This window comes from Streptomyces sp. MMG1533 (assembly GCF_001279775.1).
In the GTDB taxonomy this organism is placed as follows: Bacteria; Actinomycetota; Actinomycetes; order Streptomycetales; family Streptomycetaceae; genus Streptomyces.
In genome coordinates, this window is sequence record NZ_LGDG01000167.1 from 22,620 (window position 1) to 42,651 (window position 20,032).

Genomic DNA, 20,032 nt, shown 5'->3' on the forward strand with positions numbered 1-20,032 from the left:
TCAGGCCGTGGCGTCCCGGTAGTCGCCGAGACAGCGGAAGGCGCCCCCGGTCGCCCGGAACAGGTACATCGCGTCCGCGTACCGGTAGGTGGACGAGTCGTAGCGCAGCCGTTTGGTGATCCCCCGGTAGTCGGTCTCGCGCAACCGGCCCATGATCGCGCCCCGTTCCGCGCGCGACGCGCCAAGGGCCGTCATGGCGCGGGCCACGAAGAGCGTCGCGTCGTAGGCCTCGGCGGAGTACCAGGGTGGGGCGGTGTGGAAGCGTGCGCGGTAGGCGGCGACGAACGACTTCGCTGCCGTCACCCGGGTCGGATCGAGGAAGGCGGTGGTGAACACCCAGCCCTCGGCGGCGTCGCCCGCCGAGGCGAGGAAGCGGGGGTCGACGGCGCGTTGACCGGCCAGCCGCGCACCGGAGTAGTCGGCCGAGCGCAGCGCCCGGGCCAGCCGCGCGGCCCGCGCGTACCCGCCGCCGAACACCACCGCGTCCGCTCCCGCATCCGTCACCGACTCCGCGAGAGCACGGAAGTCGTCGTCCGTGTCGTCCTCGGCGGCGAGGGTGCGCCGGACCGTGGTGCGCTGCGCGGACTGGACGGCCTCGTCGACGCCGGCGCACAGACGCCAGCTGAAGTCGCCCTCGGCGGCATCGTCGATCAGCACCGTCCTGCGGGCCCCGGCGGTGCGGACGAGGTACGCGACGACCGGCGCCGCCAGGGTCGCGTCATCGGGGCGGGTGGGCGCGTACACCCGGTACTTGGTGGGGTTCACCTCGTTCAGTCCTACCGACACGGTGACCATCGGGAGCCGTGCCTGCTGGTAGAGGCCGAGGGTGGCCTTGGCGCAGGCGTCGGTGGTCGGCCCGAGCACCGCGCGGACCCGGTCGTCGGCCACCAGCCGCCGGGCGACCTGCCGCGCCCGGGTCGCGCTGCCTTCGTCGTCGTGTACCTGGAGCGCCAGGTCGAAGCCGCGCCCGGCGCGGGAGTTGAGGTGGTCGAGGGCGAGCCGGACGCCGTTCTCCTGGGCGCGGCCCGTCGTACGGCCGCTGCCGCTCAGATCGGCGTGCAGGGCGACCACCAGGCGCGGGATCCGGATTCCGCTTCCCTGGGCCGAGGTGCGGCCGGGACGGTTCGCCGTCCACCACGCTGCCGTTCCGCCGGCCGCCAGGACCCCGGTGGCCGAGCCCAGTACCAGGAAGCGGCGGCGCGTGGCACCTCCCGAGCCGACGGCCGTCTCGTCGCCGGGCGCCGCGTCGGCCACCGTCGTCCCGGACGCTCCGGACACCTCGGTCGCGTCGACGGCGGGCAGGGCGAGCACCGCGGCCGAACGCCGTGCGATCAGCCGGGTCAGGGACTCCGGCAGCCAGCCGCCTCCCTCGCCCTCGCCCTCGCCCGTAGCGTCCAGGGCCCGCCGTACCTCGGCCACCGTCGGCCGGGAGCCGGGCTCCTTCGCCAGGCACCCCCGCAGCAGCGGCAGCAACGGCCCCGGTACGCCGTCCAGGGCCGGCTCGTCATGGACCGTGCGCAGCAGCATCTCGGCCGCGGAGCCCCCGCCGAAGGGGCGCTCGCCCGTCACGGCGTACGCCAGCAGACAGCCGAGCGAGAAGACGTCACTGGCCGGCCCGATCTCCCGGCCCCTTCCCTGGGCCTGTTCGGGGGACAGGAAGCCGGGGGAGCCGACGATCATCCCGCTGGCGGTGAGCGCGGTGTCCTCCGGCATCCGGGCGATACCGAAGTCGATCATCCGGGGTCCGTCGACCGCGAGCAGCACATTGCCGGGCTTGACGTCCCGGTGCACCAGCCCCGTCCCGTGCACCGCGTCCAGCGCCTCGGCCAGCCGTGTGCCCAGGACGCGGACGGTCCCGTACGGCAGCGGGCCGCACTCCTCCACCGCCTCCCCCAGTGCGGGCCCCGGCACGAACGCCGTGGCGAGCCACGGAGACTCCGCGTCCGGGTCCGCGTCGAGCAGCGGCACCACCCAGGGGTTGGCGACCCGGCCCGCCGTCTCCACCTCACGCCGGAAACGGGCCCTGAAGCCCGCGTCGTCCGAGTGCGCCGCGCGGATCACCTTCACCGCGGCGAGTGCGCCTCCGGGGGAGCGGGCCAGGTACACCACGCCCATGCCGCCCGCGCCCAGCCGGCGCAGCAACCGATATCCCGCGATCCTGGCCGGGTCGGCGCCGCGCAACGGCTCCATCAGCGCCGCCCCGTCGGGTGACCCCCTGGGACGCAGAGCCCCATCAGGTGGACACCTGGTAGGGCGCCACGCCCTGGTACGCGAACCGGCCGCCGTCGACCTTCCACAGGTAGACCCCGCTTCCGTCGACGACCAGGGTCCCGGTCGTCTTGTCGAACGCGAGGTTCCTGGCGATCCCCTTGTACGTGGCCGAGCGCAGCGCCGTCGTCAGGTTCTGCCGGGTGCGGCGCCCGGCGGTCAGCGAACGCAGAGTCCTCAAGGCGAGTTGCGCCACGTCGTACGTCTCGACGGCGTACCGCTCGGGCTCCGCGTCGAAACGCTTGCGGTAAGCGGCCCTGAACGCCTTCGCCTCGGGCGCCACGGTGGCGTCCATGACCGGGGCGAGGATCGCCCAGCCGTCGGCCGCGTCCCCCGCGGCGGACAGGAACCGGGCGTCGAGCACCCCCTGGGCGGCGGCCCTGGCCCCCGGGAAGTCACGGCTGCTCAGTTCCCGGGCCAGCAGCGCGGCCCGGTCGTGGTGACCGGCGAAGACCACGGAGTCCGCGCCGCCGTCGAGCAGGGCGTCCAGGGTCGGCCCGAAGTCGGTGCGCAGGGCGCTGACCACCTTCGGCACGGCTGGCTGCCGGGCGTCCCGCAGGATCTTGGCGAGGGTGCTGCTGATCTCCCAGGCGTACGCGTCCGCCGCCCGGTCGTCGACGATCCCGACCGTGCGCGACTTCGCGGTGCCGCGCAGGTACGCGTCGAGGTAGAACGGCAGGATCGTGTCCGTCACCCGGGCGTGCAGGAAGGAGCGGCTGCCCATCACCCCCAGCACGGTGGCGCCGGGCGACACCGCGATCAGGGGCAGCGAGGCGGCGTCGTACGTCGCCAGCGAGGCCAGAGCGGTGGCGTCCGTGGTGGGACCGACCACGGCCAGCACGGAGCGGTCGGCGACGAGTTTCTTGGCCGCTTCGGTTGCCCGGGCCGGATCGCCGCCGTCGTCCACCGTCTTCACGGCGAGTGTGAAGGGCTTGTTCGCACGGGAGTTGAACTCGTCGACCGCGAGCCGCAGCCCCCGCTCCTGAGCCCGGCCGATCGTCTTCTGATCGCCGCTCAGGTCGGCGTGCAGACCGAGGGTGTGCACGGGAGCGGTGGCCGTCGGGGTGGGGTCGTCGTTCTCGCCGTCACGGGTGAGCGCCGCCCACGCGGCCAGTCCGCCCCCGGCCGTGACAACCGCCGCGCCTCCGGTCAGGAGGAGGAAACGGCGTCTGCCGACGGCACGGGGCGCAGCCTGGGCTGCTGCGGTGTCCGTCGGAGCGGGGCCGGCGGACGCGGGGTCGACCTCGGTGTCGTCGATGGAGGGCAGCGCGAGCCCGGCGGCCGACCGTTCCGCGATCAGCCTGACCAACGGCTCGGGCAGCCAGGCCCCGTCGCCGGAGTCCGGCTCCTGCTCGTCGGGGTCCCGCTCATGCTCGTCGGGGTCCCGTTCCTCTTCGCCGGTGATCCCGGGCTCGGGCGCTGGAGGACCTGGCGACATCAGGGCCTCACGGGGGTCGGGAGGCGAGGCGGGCGACGAGGGCGTGGCGGCCGTGAGGGCCTCGGACAGCGTCTCGGCCGTGGGCCGCAGCTGCGGGTCCTTCTCCAGACAGCCGGCCACCAGTTCGGCGAGGCTTTCCGGTACACCCTCCAGGTCCGGCGCGTCGTGCACCGCGCGGAACAGCAGCGCGTCGAGGCTGCCAGTGCCGAACGGAGGCCGGCCGGTGGCGGCGTAGGCCAGCACGCAGCCCAACGAGAAGACGTCGCCGGCCGGCCCCAACTCCCGCCCGCCCTGCGCTTGTTCCGGTGACAGGAAGCCGGGAGTGCCGACCACGACGCCGGTCGACGTGAGCGCGGTGTCCTCCGGGGCGCGTGCCACACCGAAGTCGATCAGCCGTGGTCCGTCGAGCGCCAGCAGCACATTGCCCGGCTTGACGTCCCGGTGCACGAGACCGACGGCGTGCAGGTCCCGCAGTGCGTCGGCGAGCCGCGCCCCCAGCACCCGCAGGGTGCCCACGGGCAACGGCCCGTGCGCGGCGACGGCCTCACCGAGGGAGGGCCCCGGAACGAAGACGGTGGCCAGCCAGGGTTCTGTCGCTTCGGGGTCCGCGTCGACGAGGGCCGCCACCCAGGGGCTGGTCATCCGGCGGGCCGTGTCCACCTCACGCCTGAACCGCTCCCGGAAATCGGTGTCCTCGGCGTACTCGGCCCGGATCACCTTCAGCGCGACCAGTGATCCATCGGCCGGGCGGGCAAGGTACACCACGCCCATACCGCCCGCGCCGAGCCGTCCGAGCAGCCGGTAGCCCGCCAGCTTGGCGGGGTCGGAGGTCCGTAGCGGCTCCATCACTTCTCCTTCAGCCGCTGCTCGATGCGCGTCAGCATCTGAGCCAGGGCCTTGCTGCCCAGTTGTTCGAGTTCCTGCGCGGTGTTCCCGGCCCCGCCCGTCACGGAGACGGACACGACGACCGTGCCCAGCCGGGCGACCATCCACCGGTACGGCTGCGCGACACCGTCGTTCTCGACGTACTCGCCGGCTTCGAGGACGGAGTCGTCGGCGTACTCCTGCTCGCGGGCGCCGAAGGGGGTGCCGAGCGACATCAGACCCGTGATCCGCTCGCCGGACCGGGGCCGCTGCTCCGGGCAGCGCAGCACCTCTTCGAGGGTGGTGCTCAGTTGTTCGTCGGCGCCCAGGGCCGAGGCATGCACGGTGGAGACGGCCGTCACCGTGACCGCGCCCTTGCCTGAGCCGGCCGGCAGCCGACTGTAGCGGGACGTGCTCGCCAGCACCCCGCTTGGGAGCTTCTCGCGCTGCCAGCTGCAGTTCTCGTTCAGCACGGCCCAGGTGCCCGGCGTACTCTCGGCCGGACGCCGGGCGACGAAACCCCGGCCCCAGTCGTCCGGGGAGAGTGCGACGGACTCGGCCAGCCGGCGCCCGTCGTTCGAGGTCCGGGGGACGAGAGAGGCATCGGGCGTGAAGACCGAAGACGCGGCGGACGAGCCGCCCGACGGGGGCGCCCCGGCGCCCGGCGAAGCACTGGCCGAAGCGCTCGGAGAGGCACTTGCCGAGGTCGGACCGCTCTGCCGGGAAGGCCCGTCGTCCGTCCCCTGGTCCGAACACCCGGCCAGCAGAGTCCCCGCCACCAGCAAGGTCACCCAACTGCCCCGTATTCCATGGGCGTTGTCTGTCACTCAGTCCCCTCAACACCGTTCGTGCCGTCCGACGCCTCGAACGTAGACGGCTGAGAGAGAAGGGACCTCAGTAGAAACACGTAGTCGGCTACGTATTCCGCAGGAGTGTTCCGCAGGCCGGGGGCACTCTCGATCGACGCTCACGGCGCTCGACACCGGGACGAGGACAGTCGCGGTCGGCGCCAACGCGCCCGCGGACACGCACAGCAACCGTTCGCAGAAGACGATCGCCGAGAACCAGGCCGTTGCATGCCTGCGGTCGTTCGCCTCACGTCGATCGGCCGAGCGCAGTCCGATGGCGCCGAACCGCTCAACCATCACGCCCGGCTCCGGCGGGGCGCATCGCGCTCCAGGTGCCGGCCCAAAGGGTCCGGCGGTGCTGTGCTGCCCTCGGCCGGTGCTCGTGGACAGTGGTCGGCCCTGTGTTGCAAGAGCACGGCCGCCGCCGGACGCGGGTTCAGCTGACGCGTACGGGCAGGCTCCGGAAACCGCGGGTGATGTTGTTCAGGGCGCGGACCGGCTCGTCGGCGAGTTCGATCCGCCGTACGCGGGCGGCCAGAGCGTTGAGGACGGCGTGCACTTCGAGGCGGGCGAGGCCCTGGCCGGCACAGGCGTGGTTGCCGTAGCCGAAGGCGAGGTGGTCGACGGGGTTGCGGCGGATGTCGAAGCGGTCGGGGGCCGGGAAGTGGCGCTCGTCGCGGTTGGCGGCGCCGTAGCTGTGCAAAACACGCGCGCCGGACGGGATGACGACACCCTCGCCGAGGTCGACGTCCCGGGTGCTGACGCGGGAGAAGACCTGGATCGGGCTCTCCAGCCGGACGATCTCGTTGAAGGCGGCGGGCACCAACGACGTTTCCGAGCACAGCAGTTCCCACTGCTCGGGGTGGCGGGCGAACAGCCACATGGCGCTGGAGAGGGCGCTGATGGTGGTGTCGAACGCGGCCACGACATAGCCCGCGAGCAGGCCGATGGCGCCTTCGACGGGGATCTGCCCCGCCCTGTGGGCCTCCAGCATGGTCCAGCCGAACCCGCCCGGCACGAGGTTCTCCTCGGCGACGACCTGGGCGAGATGGCCCATGAGCGCCTCGACCTTCGGTACTGAGGCCGCCGTACGGGGGCAAGCCGGGCCTGAGCAGTCGAACCAGCCCGCGGCCATGTCGAGCAGTTGGTCGCGGCCCTCCGCGGGCCAGCCGATCAGGTCCGTGATCACGTGGACGGGGAGGTCCTGGGCCAGGTCCGTCACGGCGTCGAAGGAACCCCGTGCCACCAGGCCATCGGCCAGTTGCTCGGCCCGCCGGTCGATGTCCTCGGCGACGGGGCGCAGCGCGCGGGGGGAGAGCCGGTCGGTCAACAGCCTGCGTTGCTCATTGCTGACTGCCGCTCGCTATTTGGGCGGCAGGCTCGATGCGAAGATGCGTCCCTTGTTGATCCACTCGTCGAGGACGTCGTCCTCCGTGAGCGCGGTTCCGGCGACGAGGATCCAGCCGCGCATCGGGCGGCCGGTCATGTCGAAGACGCGTGTGCCGGGCTGGGCCAGGGCCGCCTCCGTGTCGTCAGGACCGACTCGCACCATCAGATCGTCGCCGCTCACGCCCACGGCCATGTTGCCGTGGTGCAGGAAGGCGATTCCCCCGAACATGTGCTTCTCCGTGACGTCCGGATCAGGGGCCAGCCGTTGTCTGATCCGTTCAGCCAGTCCTTCGTCGTACGCCATGCAGGTTCCTCCTGGTGTCCGGTGAGTCTCTGCTTGAGGTCGCGCAGGTCCTTGCTGATGGAGGAGCGGACCTGTCGGGTCAGGGGGCGCCGCCGGCCGGTGGATGCCGCCTTCGCCGCCCCTTACGCGAATGCGGGCGGTGGTGCCATGCGCGTGCGACTCGAAGGTGTACGTGACGTGCATGGGCATCGGGCCGGCCACGGAGATCATGTCCAGCAGGTGGGGCGGTTCGTACGCGGTCCCACGCAGCACGTGGTCGATGCGTCGGCCGAGGAAGTACGCCGTGCGGGTGGTCCCGGTGCCCGTACCGAAGCCCCCTTCGTCCGCTTTCCGGGTCAGCTCTGCGGTGCGGACGCGCTGGGTCCACTCGGCGTCATGGCGCCGGTCCAAGGCGTACTCGGCCACCTGTACGGGCGGGAGCGGGATCACGCTCGCGGCGGAAACGTCGATCGTCATGGCGCTACTGCCTTGTCCTCGACCGGCCGGGATCCAGGGCCACCAGCTCCATCCAGGATCCTCGAGGCGGGAGGCGAGCGCTAGCGCACGACGAGTTGTCGGGCGCTCCTGGAACCCCCCGTGTGCCGGTGCGTCGCAGTGGGACAGCGCGCGGTTTCCGCGAGACGCTGCCGCTGGCACCGCCCCTTGTCCCTTCCGCTCTCCTCCCCGGAGTCCGCCATGGCAGCACCGCCCGCCCCGTCCACTGAGGACGGTTACCGCTTCGACGACCTGCGCGCGCTCTTCATCAACTGCACGCTCAAGCCGTCCCCCCAGCTCAGCCACACCCAGGGACTCATCGACAAGAGCCGGGCGATCATGGACGCGCGCGGGGTGACCACGGAGCTCGTCCGCGCGGTCGACCAGGACATCGCGCCGGGCGTCTACCCCGACATGACCGAACACGGCTTTGCCACCGACGCCTGGCCCGGGCTGTTCGAGCAGGTGATGGCCGCGGACATCCTGGTACTGGCCGGGCCCATCTGGCTGGGCGACAACAGCTCAGTCACCAAGCAGGTCATCGAGCGTCTGTACAGCTGCTCCAGCCTGCTCAACTCCCAGGGACAGTACGCATACTACGGACGGGTCGGAGGGTGCCTGATCACCGGCAACGAGGACGGCGTCAAGCACTGTGCCATGAACGTCCTCTACAGCCTGCAGCACCTCGGCTACACCATCCCGCCGCAGGCGGACGCGGGCTGGATCGGCGTCGCTGGGCCCGGCCCCTCGTACCTGGACCCCGGTTCGGGCGGCCCGGAGAACGACTTCACCAACCGCAACACCGCCTTCATGACCTGGAACCTGATGCACCTGGCGGCCATGCTCAAACGGGCCGGAGGCGTTCCGGCCCACGGCAACCAGCGCACGGAGTGGGACGCCGGCTGCCGGCCGGGCGCGGACAACCCCGAGCATCGCTGAGCCGGACCGGGAGCCCAGCGCTGCCGACCCCCGTGCGCTGCGGGGTGCGGGGCGGCCGCCCGTTTGCGTCGAGTGGGAGAGCAACGGTCGAGTGCGAGAGCAACGGGAGGCTCTCCGACCCGTGACCAGGGCCCCCGACGTGCTCGGGGCCGGGTAGCCGAGCCGTGCGGTCAGGCGGTATCAGTGGGGTCGGGGCAGAACACCGGCACCCGCTGGACGAGGTTGTTGGCGAACCCTCCTCGGTTCCAGGGCTGTTCCAGTGGCTGGGTGTTCCCCGCCTCGTCATGGGCGCGGGCGCTCAGGACATGGTCGCCGGGGTCGGCGGACCACATGGCGGACCACCGGCGCCACGCCCATCGGTGTCCCTGATCCGGATCGAGTACGGCCCTGTGCCACGTCACGCCGTCGTCCGTGCTCACCTCCACCGATGTCACCGGGGCGCGTCCCGACCAGGCCCGCCCCTCCAACAGGACCGAGCCCGGCGTGACCACCCGCGTCCGGGACATGAAGTCGGGAAAGCCCGGCGGGATCAGGAGTGCCCTGGGAGCGATACGGGTGACCGGCTCGCCCGCCTCCTCGGGTGCCTGCCTGATCCGGTAGGCCACGGACTGCTGGAAGCCGGTGAAAGCGGTGTCGACGACCTTGATGTCACACAGCCACTTCACCTGGGCCATGCCGTACCAGCCAGGCACCACAAGGCGCAGCGGGCTGCCGTGCTGGGGCGGCAGAGGTGCGCCGTTCATCGCGTAGGCCACCAGGACCTCGGGCTCGTCGCCCGTGGCGACATCGAGCGGAAGGCCGCGCTGGTAGTCCTGCTCGACACCGCGCTCCACGCCGTGGTCCGCCCCGGTGAACACGACGTCGACCGCGTCGGACTCGACACCGGCCTCGTCGAGGAGCAGACGCAGGGGTACTCCCGTCCAGTCCGCCGTGCCGACGGCTTCGACCAGCCACGGCTGGCTCACCGGCCTCGGCGACAGCAGGGCCCTGCCGTTGCCCGCGCACTCCATCGTCACGCGTGTGGTGACCGCGGGGTAGGCGCGCAGTTGCGCCGAGGTCAGGCTGAGCTCGCGCCGTACGCGACCGCTCACCGTCAGCCGCGGGCCGGCTTCGTCCGGAACGTGGGGGATGTCGTAGTGCGTCAGGACGTAGTGCAGGCCGGGCGGGGTGACGTCGTAGCGCATGGCCTCCAGCGGCAGGCCGTGATTGCGGGCGGCCAGTGCCAGTTCGTCCTGCCCCAGGCCCTCGCCGGACGAGGCCAGCCGGGCGGGGGTGCTCATGTCGGCGAGTCGACGCCTCATGCCCTGATTATCCTCTTCCCTCACCGATCGTGCATGGGTGGAGGGAAGACAAGCGGACTTTGAGTCCGCCCCAGCCCGGAAGAGACGGCACCCACAGACACGGGGTCCCCATCAGCAAGCTGAACCGCACGGAACCCGCACGTGGGCTCCCTTCGTGACGTGGCCGGCGTTCGAGTTCCGCACGGGATTCGTTCAGTTCTGGCAGCCGCGCCTCGGAGGGGCGCGACTGCTCCGCGAAAACCACTTGAGGCGTCCTGCACGCGCTGGCACGGTGGCCCCTTGTGCCTGCAGCGGATGCGCCAGAGAGTCGAGATCGTGAACCAGTTGAAAGGGCCGCGTCACCGGCATCCAGTACTGGCCTCGCGTCCGGGCGGCTGCTCCGCTCCGCTGCTTTCCGATGGTTTCTGGGCGGCCAGTCGATCTCCATGGCCGGCAGTGCCATGTCGCCGGTCGCCCTGGCCTTCGGCGTCTTGGAGCTCACCGACAGTGCGGCCTGGCTGTCGGCGGTCACCACTGCGGCCTTGGTCCCGATGGTCGCGACGCTCCTCCTCGGCGGCGGCATCGCCGACCGCTACCGGCGCGACACCGTGCTGTGCCTCACCAGCCTGGGCGCCGGCCTCACCCAGGTCGGCGTCGCCTTCCTCCTCCTGGCACACCAGCACCCGGCGCTTTTGCTGCCGCTGTCTGCCCTCAACGGCATCTTTCAGGGACTGACCAAGCCTGCGTTGCGCGGCATCGTCTCGAATCTGGCGGCCGGCCGCGGCCTGCAGCAGGCCAGCTCCCTGGTGGCGTCCGTCAGGAACGCCACTCGGATCCTTGGCCCGACCGCAGCCGGCCTGATGACCGCTTGCGTCGGAGGCGGCTGGGCGATCGCCGCGGATGCCGTGTCCTTCCTCCTGGCGGCCGCCTTCTTCGCTCGGATGTCGCTGCCCGACCTGCCACCGCGTACCGAGGACGGCCCGACGATGCTCGGCGAACTGCGGGAGGGCTGGAGCTACTTCAGCTCCAAATCGTGGATCTGGACGGTGACGTTGGCCTTTGCCGTCTTCAACGCCGTCAACATGGGTGTCTGGCAGATCCTGGGCCCGGTGATCGCGAACGGCACGATCGGTGCTGAGGGCTGGGGACTGGTGCTGAGCGCGCGCGGTGTCGGGGCACTGCTGGCCAGTGTGGTGATGGTGAAGCTGACGGTGCGCCGGCCGATGGCGCCGGCGCTGTCCTCGATGTCGCTGGCCGCCGTCCCGTTGATCCTGCTCGGCGCCGGCGTGAACGCATTCTGGCTGGCTGCGGCGGCATTCGTGGCGGGAGTGGTCTCGGAGTTCTTCACGGTCGTGTGGGAGACCGTCTGCAACACCCACGTCCCGGAGCGGCTGCTCTCCCGGGTCGGCGCCCACGACGAGTTCTGGTCGTTCGTGCCTATCCCCGTTGGCCAGCTGTCCACGCCCTTCCTCGCCGCGGCGTTCGGAACGGCGGTGGTCGCCGTGACCGGCGGCTGGGTGGCGGCGGTGGCGATGCTGGTGCCGTTACTGGTTCCGTCACTTCGGAGAATCGAGATCAACCGGAACGACGATTGATCCCCAGAGGTGGAAGGGCGGCAGCCCGGCGAGCAGGCCGGGTAGGTGCTCGAAGGGGGCTGCCCTGCCTTCACCGAGGGCCTCTTCGGAGTCGTCCACCGTCGGCGCGTACTACGCCAGTCCTCGACTGTCCGGGCCTGGGAGGGCCATCGCTGCCCGCGCCGGGAGGGTGGGCGGTGCGCATCTCCGGTGCCGCAGCGGCGTCTTGGGCCGGCGGGCGCGTGCACCGTGCTGGGCAGGTGCTGCGGGGCGCTACACTTGACCTTGAGCTGGTCGCCGGAACTTCCGGTGTCCGAACTGTGCGTTGGTGGTCCAAGGAAAGACGTCCCGCTTCCTGCGGGGAGATGCAGGTGCAAGGCCTGCCCGGCGCTCTGTGTTGCGGATCCCGCCCTCGAATACCCGTGGGGGCGGGATCCGTTGCGTGGGGCGGGCTGCTCGCCGCGAGTGGTACGCGACAGTCTCGCTGCCGGGCTGCCGGGCTGCCGGGCTGCCGGGCTGCCGGGCACCGAAATCCGGGACCTGCCCCTCACCCAGCGATCACCGTCCCTGACGACAAACCGGACCCGCAGACCGACCTCGCTCGCGCACGAAGAGCCGATAACGCATCCGGGTTCACTCGCCGGGGGCGCGATATGCGTCACCGCTGAAGACCGTGTCGCAGATGTCCCGGCCGCCACTGATCCTGTTTGCAGATCGCCATTCGGCTCTACTGGAGGCGGACGGCCATCTCCACGGCCACCTCGTCACCCGCCGAGAGGCCCTGCGGCTTGCGCACAGCGTTTTTGAGCGGCAGCAGGTAGCCGCCCTGCCTGGGGAAGAGCGACGTTGTGAAGGCAACCTCGCCGATCCGGGCCTCGACCGGGATCACGCCCCAACCGTACGTGGCCATCGCGGCCACCTCGCGGATGTCGGCGGACTCCTCGTCCGGGACGGGGACGAAGTAATACGGCGACGGCCCGCGCCATTCGATCACCCGGCCGGAGAAGACGAACTCCATGAGGTCAGTGTCCTTCCTCAATGACGGCCAGGTCGCGCTCAGCGTACATGCGGTGCCACCACTCCTCGTTGAGGCCGTCCTGCAGGCAAGGTTGCGCGACAGAAATGGGTTGCAGTTGAAGATCGTGACGCGGATGCTCCCACCATGAAGATGCATGCCAACCAGCTGACGGTGTCACCTGAGACGGTGCGCATGTTGGTAGAGGAGCAGTTTCCTGAGTGGCGGAGCCTGCCAGTCAGGAGCATCGCGGCGCAGGGTACGGTCAACGCCATCTTCCGTATTGGCGATCGGTTCGCAGCCCGATTCCCTCTTGAGTCCGCAGACGTCGAGTCGACTCGGCGCTGGCTGGAGTCCGAAGCGGAAGCGGCTCGCGAGCTGGCAGGTCGCACGCGTTTCCCCACGCCCGAGCCGGTCGCGCTTGGTGAACCTGGGGCAGGTTACCCGCTTCCGTGGTCGGTGCAGACGTGGCTGCCCGGGGTCGTGGCCGCCAACGAGGACCCAGGCGAATCGTCTGCGTTTGCGCGTGACTTGGCCGATCTCATCGGCGACCTGCGCGCGATCGACACGCATGGCCGCACGTTCGCCGGCACAGGTCGAGGAGGCGACCTGCGGTCCCATGACGCGTGGATGGAGACCTGTTTCAGACACAGTGAGCAACTCCTGGATGTCCCTCGGCTGCGCCGTATCTGGGCAACTTTGCGTGAACTGCCGCGAGGTGCAGCTGAGGACGCCATGGCCCATTGCGATCTGATTCCTGGCAACGTGCTCGTGTCCGCCGGTCGGCTTGCGGGGATTCTCGACGTCGGCGGCTTCGGGCCGGCTGACCCTTCGCTGGATCTTGTGAGTGCGTGGCATTTGCTCGAGGCCGGGCCGCGGCAGGTGCTCCGTGATCGCCTGGGTAGCGACGACCTTGAATGGGAGCGAGGCAAGGCGTGGGCTTTCGCTCAAGCGATGGGGTTGGTCTGGTACTACGTCAAAAGCAACCCGGTCATGAGCCGGACGGGTCAACGATCCTTGGAACGTATCCTGGCGGACAAGTCGCTCACGTGACTTGAAGCAGCTGCTGGTCGCGGGTGAGGAAATCTTGATGGGACTGCTGTGCAATCGCTCTCCGTACTCACGGAACCTGGGGCGGTCGGGGTGCCGGCGGTTGAGCTCTGCTTCCACCGACAGGGCGACGTCGACCCTGTTGAAGACGAGGCTTGGATCCTGCCGTCGATGGTGGTGTCGACCATCTCGACGGCGCGCATCACGACACGCTTGAGCCGTCGAGGCCTACGGTGGTGAACCGCGCCCCCGTCATCTCCGCTCGCTCGCTCCTTGGTGACGGTCCACCACGACCGTGGGCTTGACCCGGGACGCCCCGAAGAGCAGGCCGCCACCACCAGGTTCGAGGATTCGGTCTTGGCCCCACTGACGGTGGCCAGTTGTGATTCCCGAGAACGATCAGTCCCGTTGAGCTTCGCTGGAGGCGGGCTGTCCGCTCCTGCGGGACTGGCGGCGGGTGATGCGCCTGGCTGTGAGCGTGATCGCGGCCCAGGTGATCCGTGAATAGCGACCGGTCTCCGGCGCCCCTGTGAGAAGCCGGCCGAGCCGAACAGGCTGACGCCCTCTAACGATCGCAGGGTGTTCGGGAACCCGCGCACGAAGACCGGCTCCCCGGCCGGTGCACCGAAACCGTCCAAGAGATCCGACATCGCGTTCCGCTGACAGGACAAGCGCCTGGGGGACGGCCAACGTCCCCCAGGCGCCCGGTCCTTGAGGTTAAAGACCGTCACGAACCATGGCGGCGACGATCTGGACGTGACGATCGGCGGCCGTGTTCGAGAACTCGTTCTCGTAGTTCAGGCCGTAGGGCCAGAAGTGCCCACCGCCGGTGGAGAGTTTGGCGGCCGATCCATCGAACCGCTTGACGAGTGCCGTGGCCTCCGCGCCGTTCCAGGTACCTCCGCCGCCCAGGGAGGACCAGCCCGAGCTGGTGCCCACTCCGATGGTGTGGGCGATCTCGTGCAGCGCGGTCCTCTGGGTCATGTAGCTGCGGTTGCCGAAGCGAATGGTTCCGTTGATGTTGCCGTCCGCGGTGGGCACGCCGGGGTCGTAGCGGACGGTGATGCTCTTGCCCAGATCGCTGAGGTTGTTGTAGCGGGCCACCGCGGCGTTCATGGCCGCCGTGATGAGGTCGTAGGCCGTCTGTTGGTCCTGGGTGGGGTTGCTCGCCCGTTCGAGGGTCCAGGTGATACTGGCCGCTGCCACCTGTTCCCGGGGCGCCGATGCGGCCGGCGGGGCAGCCTGCGCGACGCCGGGCCCGGCCAGTACGGCGGCCGCCAGCACGGCCACGACCATCTTGTTGCGCCGGGGTATGGCCGTGCGTGCGCTGGTGCTCTCCGGGGTCTGTCGTGGACTCATTGAGGGGTTCTCCTGTGGGGGGTTGGCCGTCGAGTGTGGGGATGACGGGGTGATCGGTCCGTCCGCCGGGGGAGGCGGTTCGGCAGGTGGAGGGGGCGGCATCCCGGAGGTTCGGGGTCCCGGGATCCGGGGGGCCGGGGTCCGGGGATCCGGGGATCCGGGGGAGAGGTGGTTCAGGCGCCGAGCTTCCCGACGCCCGCCCCGGCCCGCACGAGGGAGGGAACGTCGGCCGCGGGGTCCAGCGTGTACGAGTAGTAGGTGCGCGGCTCGATCACCGTGCCGTTGACCTCGCACGGGCCGGAACCGGTGAAGACGTTGTTGCGCTGCACCAGCCGGCCCGGTCCCGACTCGTCGTACCCGGCGGCGGAGTAGCAGGGGTGGGGAACGCTTTCGAAGTAGTTGCCCTCGACCAGCACGCCCGCGTTCATGGTCGACGCGACGCCGTACAGGGCGTTCCCCTTGTAGTAGTTGTTGTAGACGTGCACGGGTTCGCCGAACCGCACTCGTGGATGCCGCTGCCGCGAGCCGTCGAAGAAGTTGTGGTGGATGGAGACCTTCAACTTGCCGGCGTCCTGGCTGCCGTTGCCGTCGGAGTGCCCGAGCAGCATGCTCTTGTCGGTCCGGTTGAACCAGTTCCACGACACGGTGACGTACTGGGAGCCGCGGACGACGTCGACCGCTCCGTCGAGGGGCGCGACGAACTCGTTGTGGTCGATCCAGATGTGGTGCGACTCCTGGCCGACGTTGACGGCGTCGTCCTCGGCGTCGGTGAACTTGATGTTCCGCACGATGACGTTGTAGGAGCGGTAGAAGTCCAGGCCGCCGCCGTTGATGACGGCCGAGGAACCGACCCCGATGATGGTCTTGTTCGGGCGCACACCCTGCTTGCTGGTGATGTCGATGGTGCCCTGGACCCGGATGACCAGCGGACTCGTGGTGTCGATGTAGTCCAGGAACTGCTGGGTGGTGGTGGCGGTCACGGTCGGTCCGGCGGCTCCGCCGGTGGTGCCGTTCTGACCGAGCGCGTCGACCGCGGCGAAGCCGGTGGGGGACGTCTCCGCGAGCGGTGCCGACGGCGCCGGTGTCTGCGCGGCGGCGCTGCCGCTGCCGGCCGGGACCGCCGTGGCGCCGAGCAGCAGGGCGAGCAGGAGAGCGGGAACGCCGCGCGCGGTGCGTAACGACGACCTCATGTGGTTCCTCCCGGGGCGAGTGGGCGGATCTTCGTCGGGTCGTTCCAAAACAGGAGCACCCTGGAACACACGGGCAGAAAGCGCTTTCTCGGTTTCCCGAATGCTAAGCACGTGTTTTGTGCACGTCAACAAGTTCGCAGCTGTGAAAGGAAGTGTCGTGTCCCATCGGCATCGCATCATCCGGGCGTTGGCGCGGTTCCCCTGGTGCTCGGCGCGGGTCTCGTCGTCGCACCCGCGGCGAGCGCGGACTCGTCGCCGCAGAGCGCGGTCACCGTGCGGATCGACCCGTCCTACCAGCAGCAGGAGTTCGAGGGATGGGGCACGAGCCTCGTCTGGTTCGCCAACGCCACGGGCCGTTACCCCGAGCCCATCCGAAGACAGCTCGTGGACATGCTGTTCGGCGAGGACGGTCTCGGCCTCAACATCGCGCGGTACAACATCGGCGGCGGCAACGCCCCGGACGTCCGCAAGGACTACATGAAGACGGGCGCGACCATGGAGGGCTTCTGGAAGGCCCCCGAGGGAACCACCCGGCAGGACACGGACTGGTGGGATCCGAACAACCCGGACCACTGGGACTGGGACGCCGACGCGGGCCAGCGCTGGTGGGTGGACCAGATCAAGGACAAGATCACCCGCTGGGAGGCGTTCAGCAACTCGCCGCCCTGGTTCCAGACGGTCAGCGGTTACGTCTCCGGAGGCTACGACGCGAGCACGGACCAGATCCGCACGGACCGCGTCGACGAATTCGCCACCTACCTGGTGCGCGTGACCGAACAGCTGGAGAAGGCGCGCGGCATCGAGTTCGACACGTCGCCCCGCTCAACGAGCCCAACACGCCCTACTGGGGCACCCAGCTCGGAGCGGACGGTCAGCCCATGGGCGGACGCCAGGAGGGCGCACACGCGGGACCGGCGCTCCAGCAGAAGGTGCTCCTCGCGCTCGACAAGGCGCTCGACGGGGCCAAGACCGACGCCGAGATCTCCGCGATGGACGAGACCAACCCCAGCATCTTCACCCAGAACTGGAACGCCTACGGCGCCCCCGCGCGAGCCGCTGTCGACCAGCTCAACGTGCACACCTACGGCACGGGCATGCGCACCAGCGCACGTGACATCGCCAAGGGCGCGGACCAGAAGCTGTGGATGAGCGAGGTCGAGGGCACCTGGGGCACCGGCACCGACTTCACCGGCATGGATCCGGGGCTCGGCATCGCCACCCGGATGGTCGACGACATGCGCGAACTGGAGCCCTCGGCCTGGGTGTTCTGGCAGCCCATCGAGGACTCCGTCCCCCAGGCCGCGGCGGGCAAGAATGGGGCAGCATCCACGTCCCGTTCAACTGCACTGCCGAGGACACCCTGGAGACCTGCCCGATCCGGGCCAACTCGAAGTTCCACACCATCCGCAACTTCACCCACCACATCCGCCCCGGCGACCACTTCGTGAAGGTCGACGATCCGTCCAGCGTCGCCGCGGTGAAGAAGTCCGGCCGTGCGGCGACCGTGGTGCACGTGAACAGCGGCACGTCCGCGCGCTCCGTCACCCTCGATCTCTCCCGCTTCGGCAAGGTCGCGCCCCGGGCGACCGTGACACCCGTGGTGACGAGCGCCGACGGTGCCCTCGTCAAGGGCACACCGGTCCGGGTCACCGACCGTTCGGCCACGCTCGCCGTCCCCGCGAAGTCCGTCACGACCTTCCTGGTCGAGGGTGTCAGCGGCGTGGCGAAGGACGCCGCCCTCGTTCAGCCCGGGCATGTCTACCGACTCCAAGGGGCACAGAGCGGAAAGTCGTTGGCTCCGTCGGACGACGGCAGCAGTGTCGTCATCCGCACCACCGACGCCGGCAGTGCGCAACAGCTGTGGTCCGTGGCGAAGCTGACCCCCGGCACCGACAACCGCGAGCGCTACGCCCTTTCCGGCGCCACGACCGGCAAGCGGCTCACGGTGCGTGACAACCAGGCCGTCCTGGAGGGCCCGGCAGGCAGCCAGGTCTCCGAAGCCGCGCAGTGGATCCTGTCGACGACCGGCGACGGCACCTGGACGTTCGTCAACGCCGCCACCGGCCGCCTGCTCGACGTCGCCGGGCAGTCCTCGGCGGAGGGCGCCACCGTGTCCACGTACACCCCGACTTCGGCGGCGAACCAGCGCTGGGCCGTGACCGACGAGACGGTGCTGCGTACCGAGCCGGCCGAGGCGTTCACCGTCCCCGGTCTGCGTCCGGAGCTGCCGAAGACGGTGACACCGGTGTTCCGGGACGGCGCCCGGGGCTCGCTCCCCGTGGTGTGGAACCTTCCGTCGGACCGGAAGTGGCGCCACCCCGGGACCGTACGCGTCAGGGGCGAGGCGACCGACTCCCTCGGGCGGAAGATCCCCGCGACGGCAGTGGTCACCGTCGACACGATCGCCTCGACCCTGCCCGGCCGTGTCAAAACCTACGTGGGCGGGAAGCCGCAGCTGCCGGACACGGTCGTCGGCATCGGCGAGAACGGCGGCCGGGCCGACCTTCCGGTGACCTGGGACCCGGTACCCGACGGGGCCTTCGACACGGCCGGGGTCGTGACGCTGCGCGGCGTCGCACAGACCGTCGGGGGCGGCACGGTCGACGCGGCCGTGCGCGTACAGGTAACGGAAGCCACGGAGACCAACATCGCTTCCGACGAGGGCGTCGCGGTCGCCGCCACGTTCACCGAGAGCGGCTACTCCGCGGAGCGCCTGCGCAACGGTGACCTCTCCGAGAAGGCCTGGTCCAACTGGAAGCCGGGCAACACCAAGAACCCTTCGGACGCCATCACCTTCACGTGGCCGAAGGAACGGGACCTGAACCGGATCGTCGCGCACTTCCACCGGGACGGGAACAGCGCCTCCTTTCCCGAGAGCCTGAAGGTGCAGGTGCGGGCGGCCGACGACTCGACGTGGGTCGACGCGAGCGACGCCATCACGGTCGGGACCGAGGGCACACCCGTGGTCGACGTCCCGCTGGAAGCAGGACCGACGACCGGGGTGCGGGTGGTCATGACCGCACGTCCGGGCGGCTACATCACCATGAGTGAGATCGAGGTGAACGCCAAGGCTCCGGGCGCCTCCTCGGACGCCGCCGCCACGTCCATCGAGGTGGCCGGTGACCCGATCGCCTCGTTCGACCCGGACACGACCACCTACCGGGTCGTCACGGCCAACCCGAACCGGAGCACGGTCACCGCGACGGCACGCGACCCCTACGCGACCGTTGTCGTCGACAGGGCCGGCGAGTCCGGTCGCACGTCGGCCGTCGTCTCCGTGACCAGTGAGGACGGTTCACAGACACGGAAGTGTCGAGTGGTACGACGAGCTCGCGCGCCTGACCGACAGCCCGGTCGTCCGGCTCAACCGTGCGGTGGCCGTCGGCGAGGCCGACGGACCGCGCGCGGGCCACGGGCGGGGAACTCGGCGAACGCCTCCGACTGCTTCGGGTCCGCAACCCCTGCCGCCCGCTGCGAGCCCGTTCCTCCAGCCACTCGAGCCACCCGGCACCGCGCAGCTCGGCCACCACCACCCGGCCTCGGGTGAACGTCCTGCGGTCGCCGTCCGCGTGCACGTATCGCGTGTACGGGCCGTGCTGCGCCGGTCCGGGTGGCCTTGGGGACGCTGCCACACGGTATGCGGCTCTGCGAAATACATCGGAGGAGTTGAGAGGCTTTGGTGAGGCTCACCGATGTGGAGCGAAGGTCGAGTTTTCTCAATGCTGGCCTTTTCATCGCTCATTCTCCAGGTCGTCCAAGTCATTGACAGGTACACGGGGGGTGCCTAGGTTCGCCGATACACCCGATGTATCGAGGATCCGTCAGGTCTGGAGGGCGATGATGACCTCACAGCCGGAGAAACACTCGAAGGTGCCCCGTAGAGCCGTACTCGGCACCGCAGTGGGCGAAGCTGCAGCCGCTGCCCTGCCGGGGACGGCCCACGCCGTACAGCATGAGCAGCCGGTGCCGTCCGACGACGAACGCGGACGCCCCTGGAGACTCCGCAACAGGGTGACCACCGACGGCGCCTGGGCCGGCCG

The 20,032-nt window shown here is 70.2% G+C and carries 12 protein-coding genes and 2 pseudogenes; 5 read left to right on the forward strand and 9 right to left on the reverse strand.

Going from position 1 to position 20,032, the window contains the following annotated elements; genetic code table 11:
* The 5 genes from ADK57_RS17545 to ADK57_RS52255 form a co-directional block, all read right to left on the reverse strand.
* Positions 1–2,190: a bifunctional serine/threonine-protein kinase/ABC transporter substrate-binding protein gene (locus tag ADK57_RS17545; protein WP_063785969.1), complete on the reverse strand. Its 2,190-nt coding sequence runs from the start codon at positions 2,188–2,190 to the stop codon at positions 1–3.
* Positions 2,191–2,233: 43 nt separating this feature from the next.
* The gene (locus ADK57_RS17550; protein ID WP_053750415.1) at positions 2,234–4,552 is read right to left on the reverse strand and encodes a bifunctional serine/threonine-protein kinase/ABC transporter substrate-binding protein; all 2,319 of its coding nucleotides are present in this window, start codon (positions 4,550–4,552) and stop codon (positions 2,234–2,236) included.
* Positions 4,552–5,397 carry a hypothetical protein gene (locus ADK57_RS17555; protein ID WP_234390255.1) on the reverse strand — a complete coding sequence of 282 codons (846 nt, stop codon included), beginning with the start codon at positions 5,395–5,397 and terminating at the stop codon, positions 4,552–4,554. Before ADK57_RS17555 ends, ADK57_RS17550 begins: the two co-directional genes overlap by 1 nt.
* 457 nt (positions 5,398–5,854) lie before the next feature.
* On the reverse strand, positions 5,855–6,748 hold the full coding sequence (locus ADK57_RS17560; RefSeq protein WP_234390256.1) for a cytochrome P450: 894 nt from the start codon (positions 6,746–6,748) through the stop codon (positions 5,855–5,857).
* Positions 6,749–6,781: 33 nt separating this feature from the next.
* Positions 6,782–7,567: a TfoX/Sxy family protein gene (locus ADK57_RS52255; RefSeq protein WP_324612196.1), complete on the reverse strand. Its 786-nt coding sequence runs from the start codon at positions 7,565–7,567 to the stop codon at positions 6,782–6,784.
* 219 nt (positions 7,568–7,786) lie between these two features.
* Here ADK57_RS52255 and ADK57_RS17575 point away from each other — a divergent pair, with 219 nt between their 5' ends.
* A complete protein-coding gene (locus tag ADK57_RS17575; protein ID WP_053750418.1) occupies positions 7,787–8,524 on the forward strand; it encodes a flavodoxin family protein in 738 nt (245 codons plus the stop codon).
* A 170-nt stretch (positions 8,525–8,694) separates the two neighbouring features.
* Here ADK57_RS17575 and ADK57_RS17580 read toward each other — a convergent pair whose 3' ends face one another.
* On the reverse strand, positions 8,695–9,825 hold the full coding sequence (locus ADK57_RS17580; protein WP_053750419.1) for a sulfite oxidase: 1,131 nt from the start codon (positions 9,823–9,825) through the stop codon (positions 8,695–8,697).
* A 281-nt stretch (positions 9,826–10,106) separates the two neighbouring features.
* Between ADK57_RS17580 and ADK57_RS17585 the strand changes: the two genes are divergently transcribed.
* Positions 10,107–11,399 carry an MFS transporter gene (locus ADK57_RS17585; protein WP_107091572.1) on the forward strand — a complete coding sequence of 431 codons (1,293 nt, stop codon included), beginning with the start codon at positions 10,107–10,109 and terminating at the stop codon, positions 11,397–11,399.
* Between the two features lie 706 nt (positions 11,400–12,105).
* Here ADK57_RS17585 and ADK57_RS17590 read toward each other — a convergent pair.
* The gene (locus tag ADK57_RS17590; protein WP_053750421.1) at positions 12,106–12,396 is read right to left on the reverse strand and encodes a DUF1905 domain-containing protein; all 291 of its coding nucleotides are present in this window, start codon (positions 12,394–12,396) and stop codon (positions 12,106–12,108) included.
* Between the two features lie 144 nt (positions 12,397–12,540).
* Between ADK57_RS17590 and ADK57_RS17595 the strand changes: the two genes are divergently transcribed.
* Positions 12,541–13,446, forward strand: coding sequence for an aminoglycoside phosphotransferase family protein (locus ADK57_RS17595; RefSeq protein ID WP_107091573.1), 906 nt, complete (start codon positions 12,541–12,543; stop codon positions 13,444–13,446).
* Positions 13,447–14,160: 714 nt separating this feature from the next.
* Here the strand turns inward: ADK57_RS17595 and ADK57_RS17605 are convergent.
* Positions 14,161–14,739, reverse strand: coding sequence for a hypothetical protein (locus ADK57_RS17605; protein WP_107091578.1), 579 nt, complete (start codon positions 14,737–14,739; stop codon positions 14,161–14,163).
* A 236-nt stretch (positions 14,740–14,975) separates the two neighbouring features.
* Entirely contained in the window at positions 14,976–15,992 is a 1,017-nt protein-coding gene (locus ADK57_RS17610; protein ID WP_053750425.1) for a pectate lyase family protein, read from the reverse strand.
* A 204-nt stretch (positions 15,993–16,196) separates the two neighbouring features.
* Here ADK57_RS17610 and ADK57_RS52435 point away from each other — a divergent pair.
* Positions 16,197–19,311 (forward strand): annotated as a pseudogene (locus ADK57_RS52435) (glycoside hydrolase); the annotation flags it as partial.
* Positions 19,304–19,675 (forward strand): annotated as a pseudogene (locus ADK57_RS52440) (hypothetical protein); the annotation flags it as partial. The pseudogenes ADK57_RS52435 and ADK57_RS52440, both read left to right, overlap by 8 nt.
* Positions 19,676–20,032: the final 357 nt, after the last annotated feature.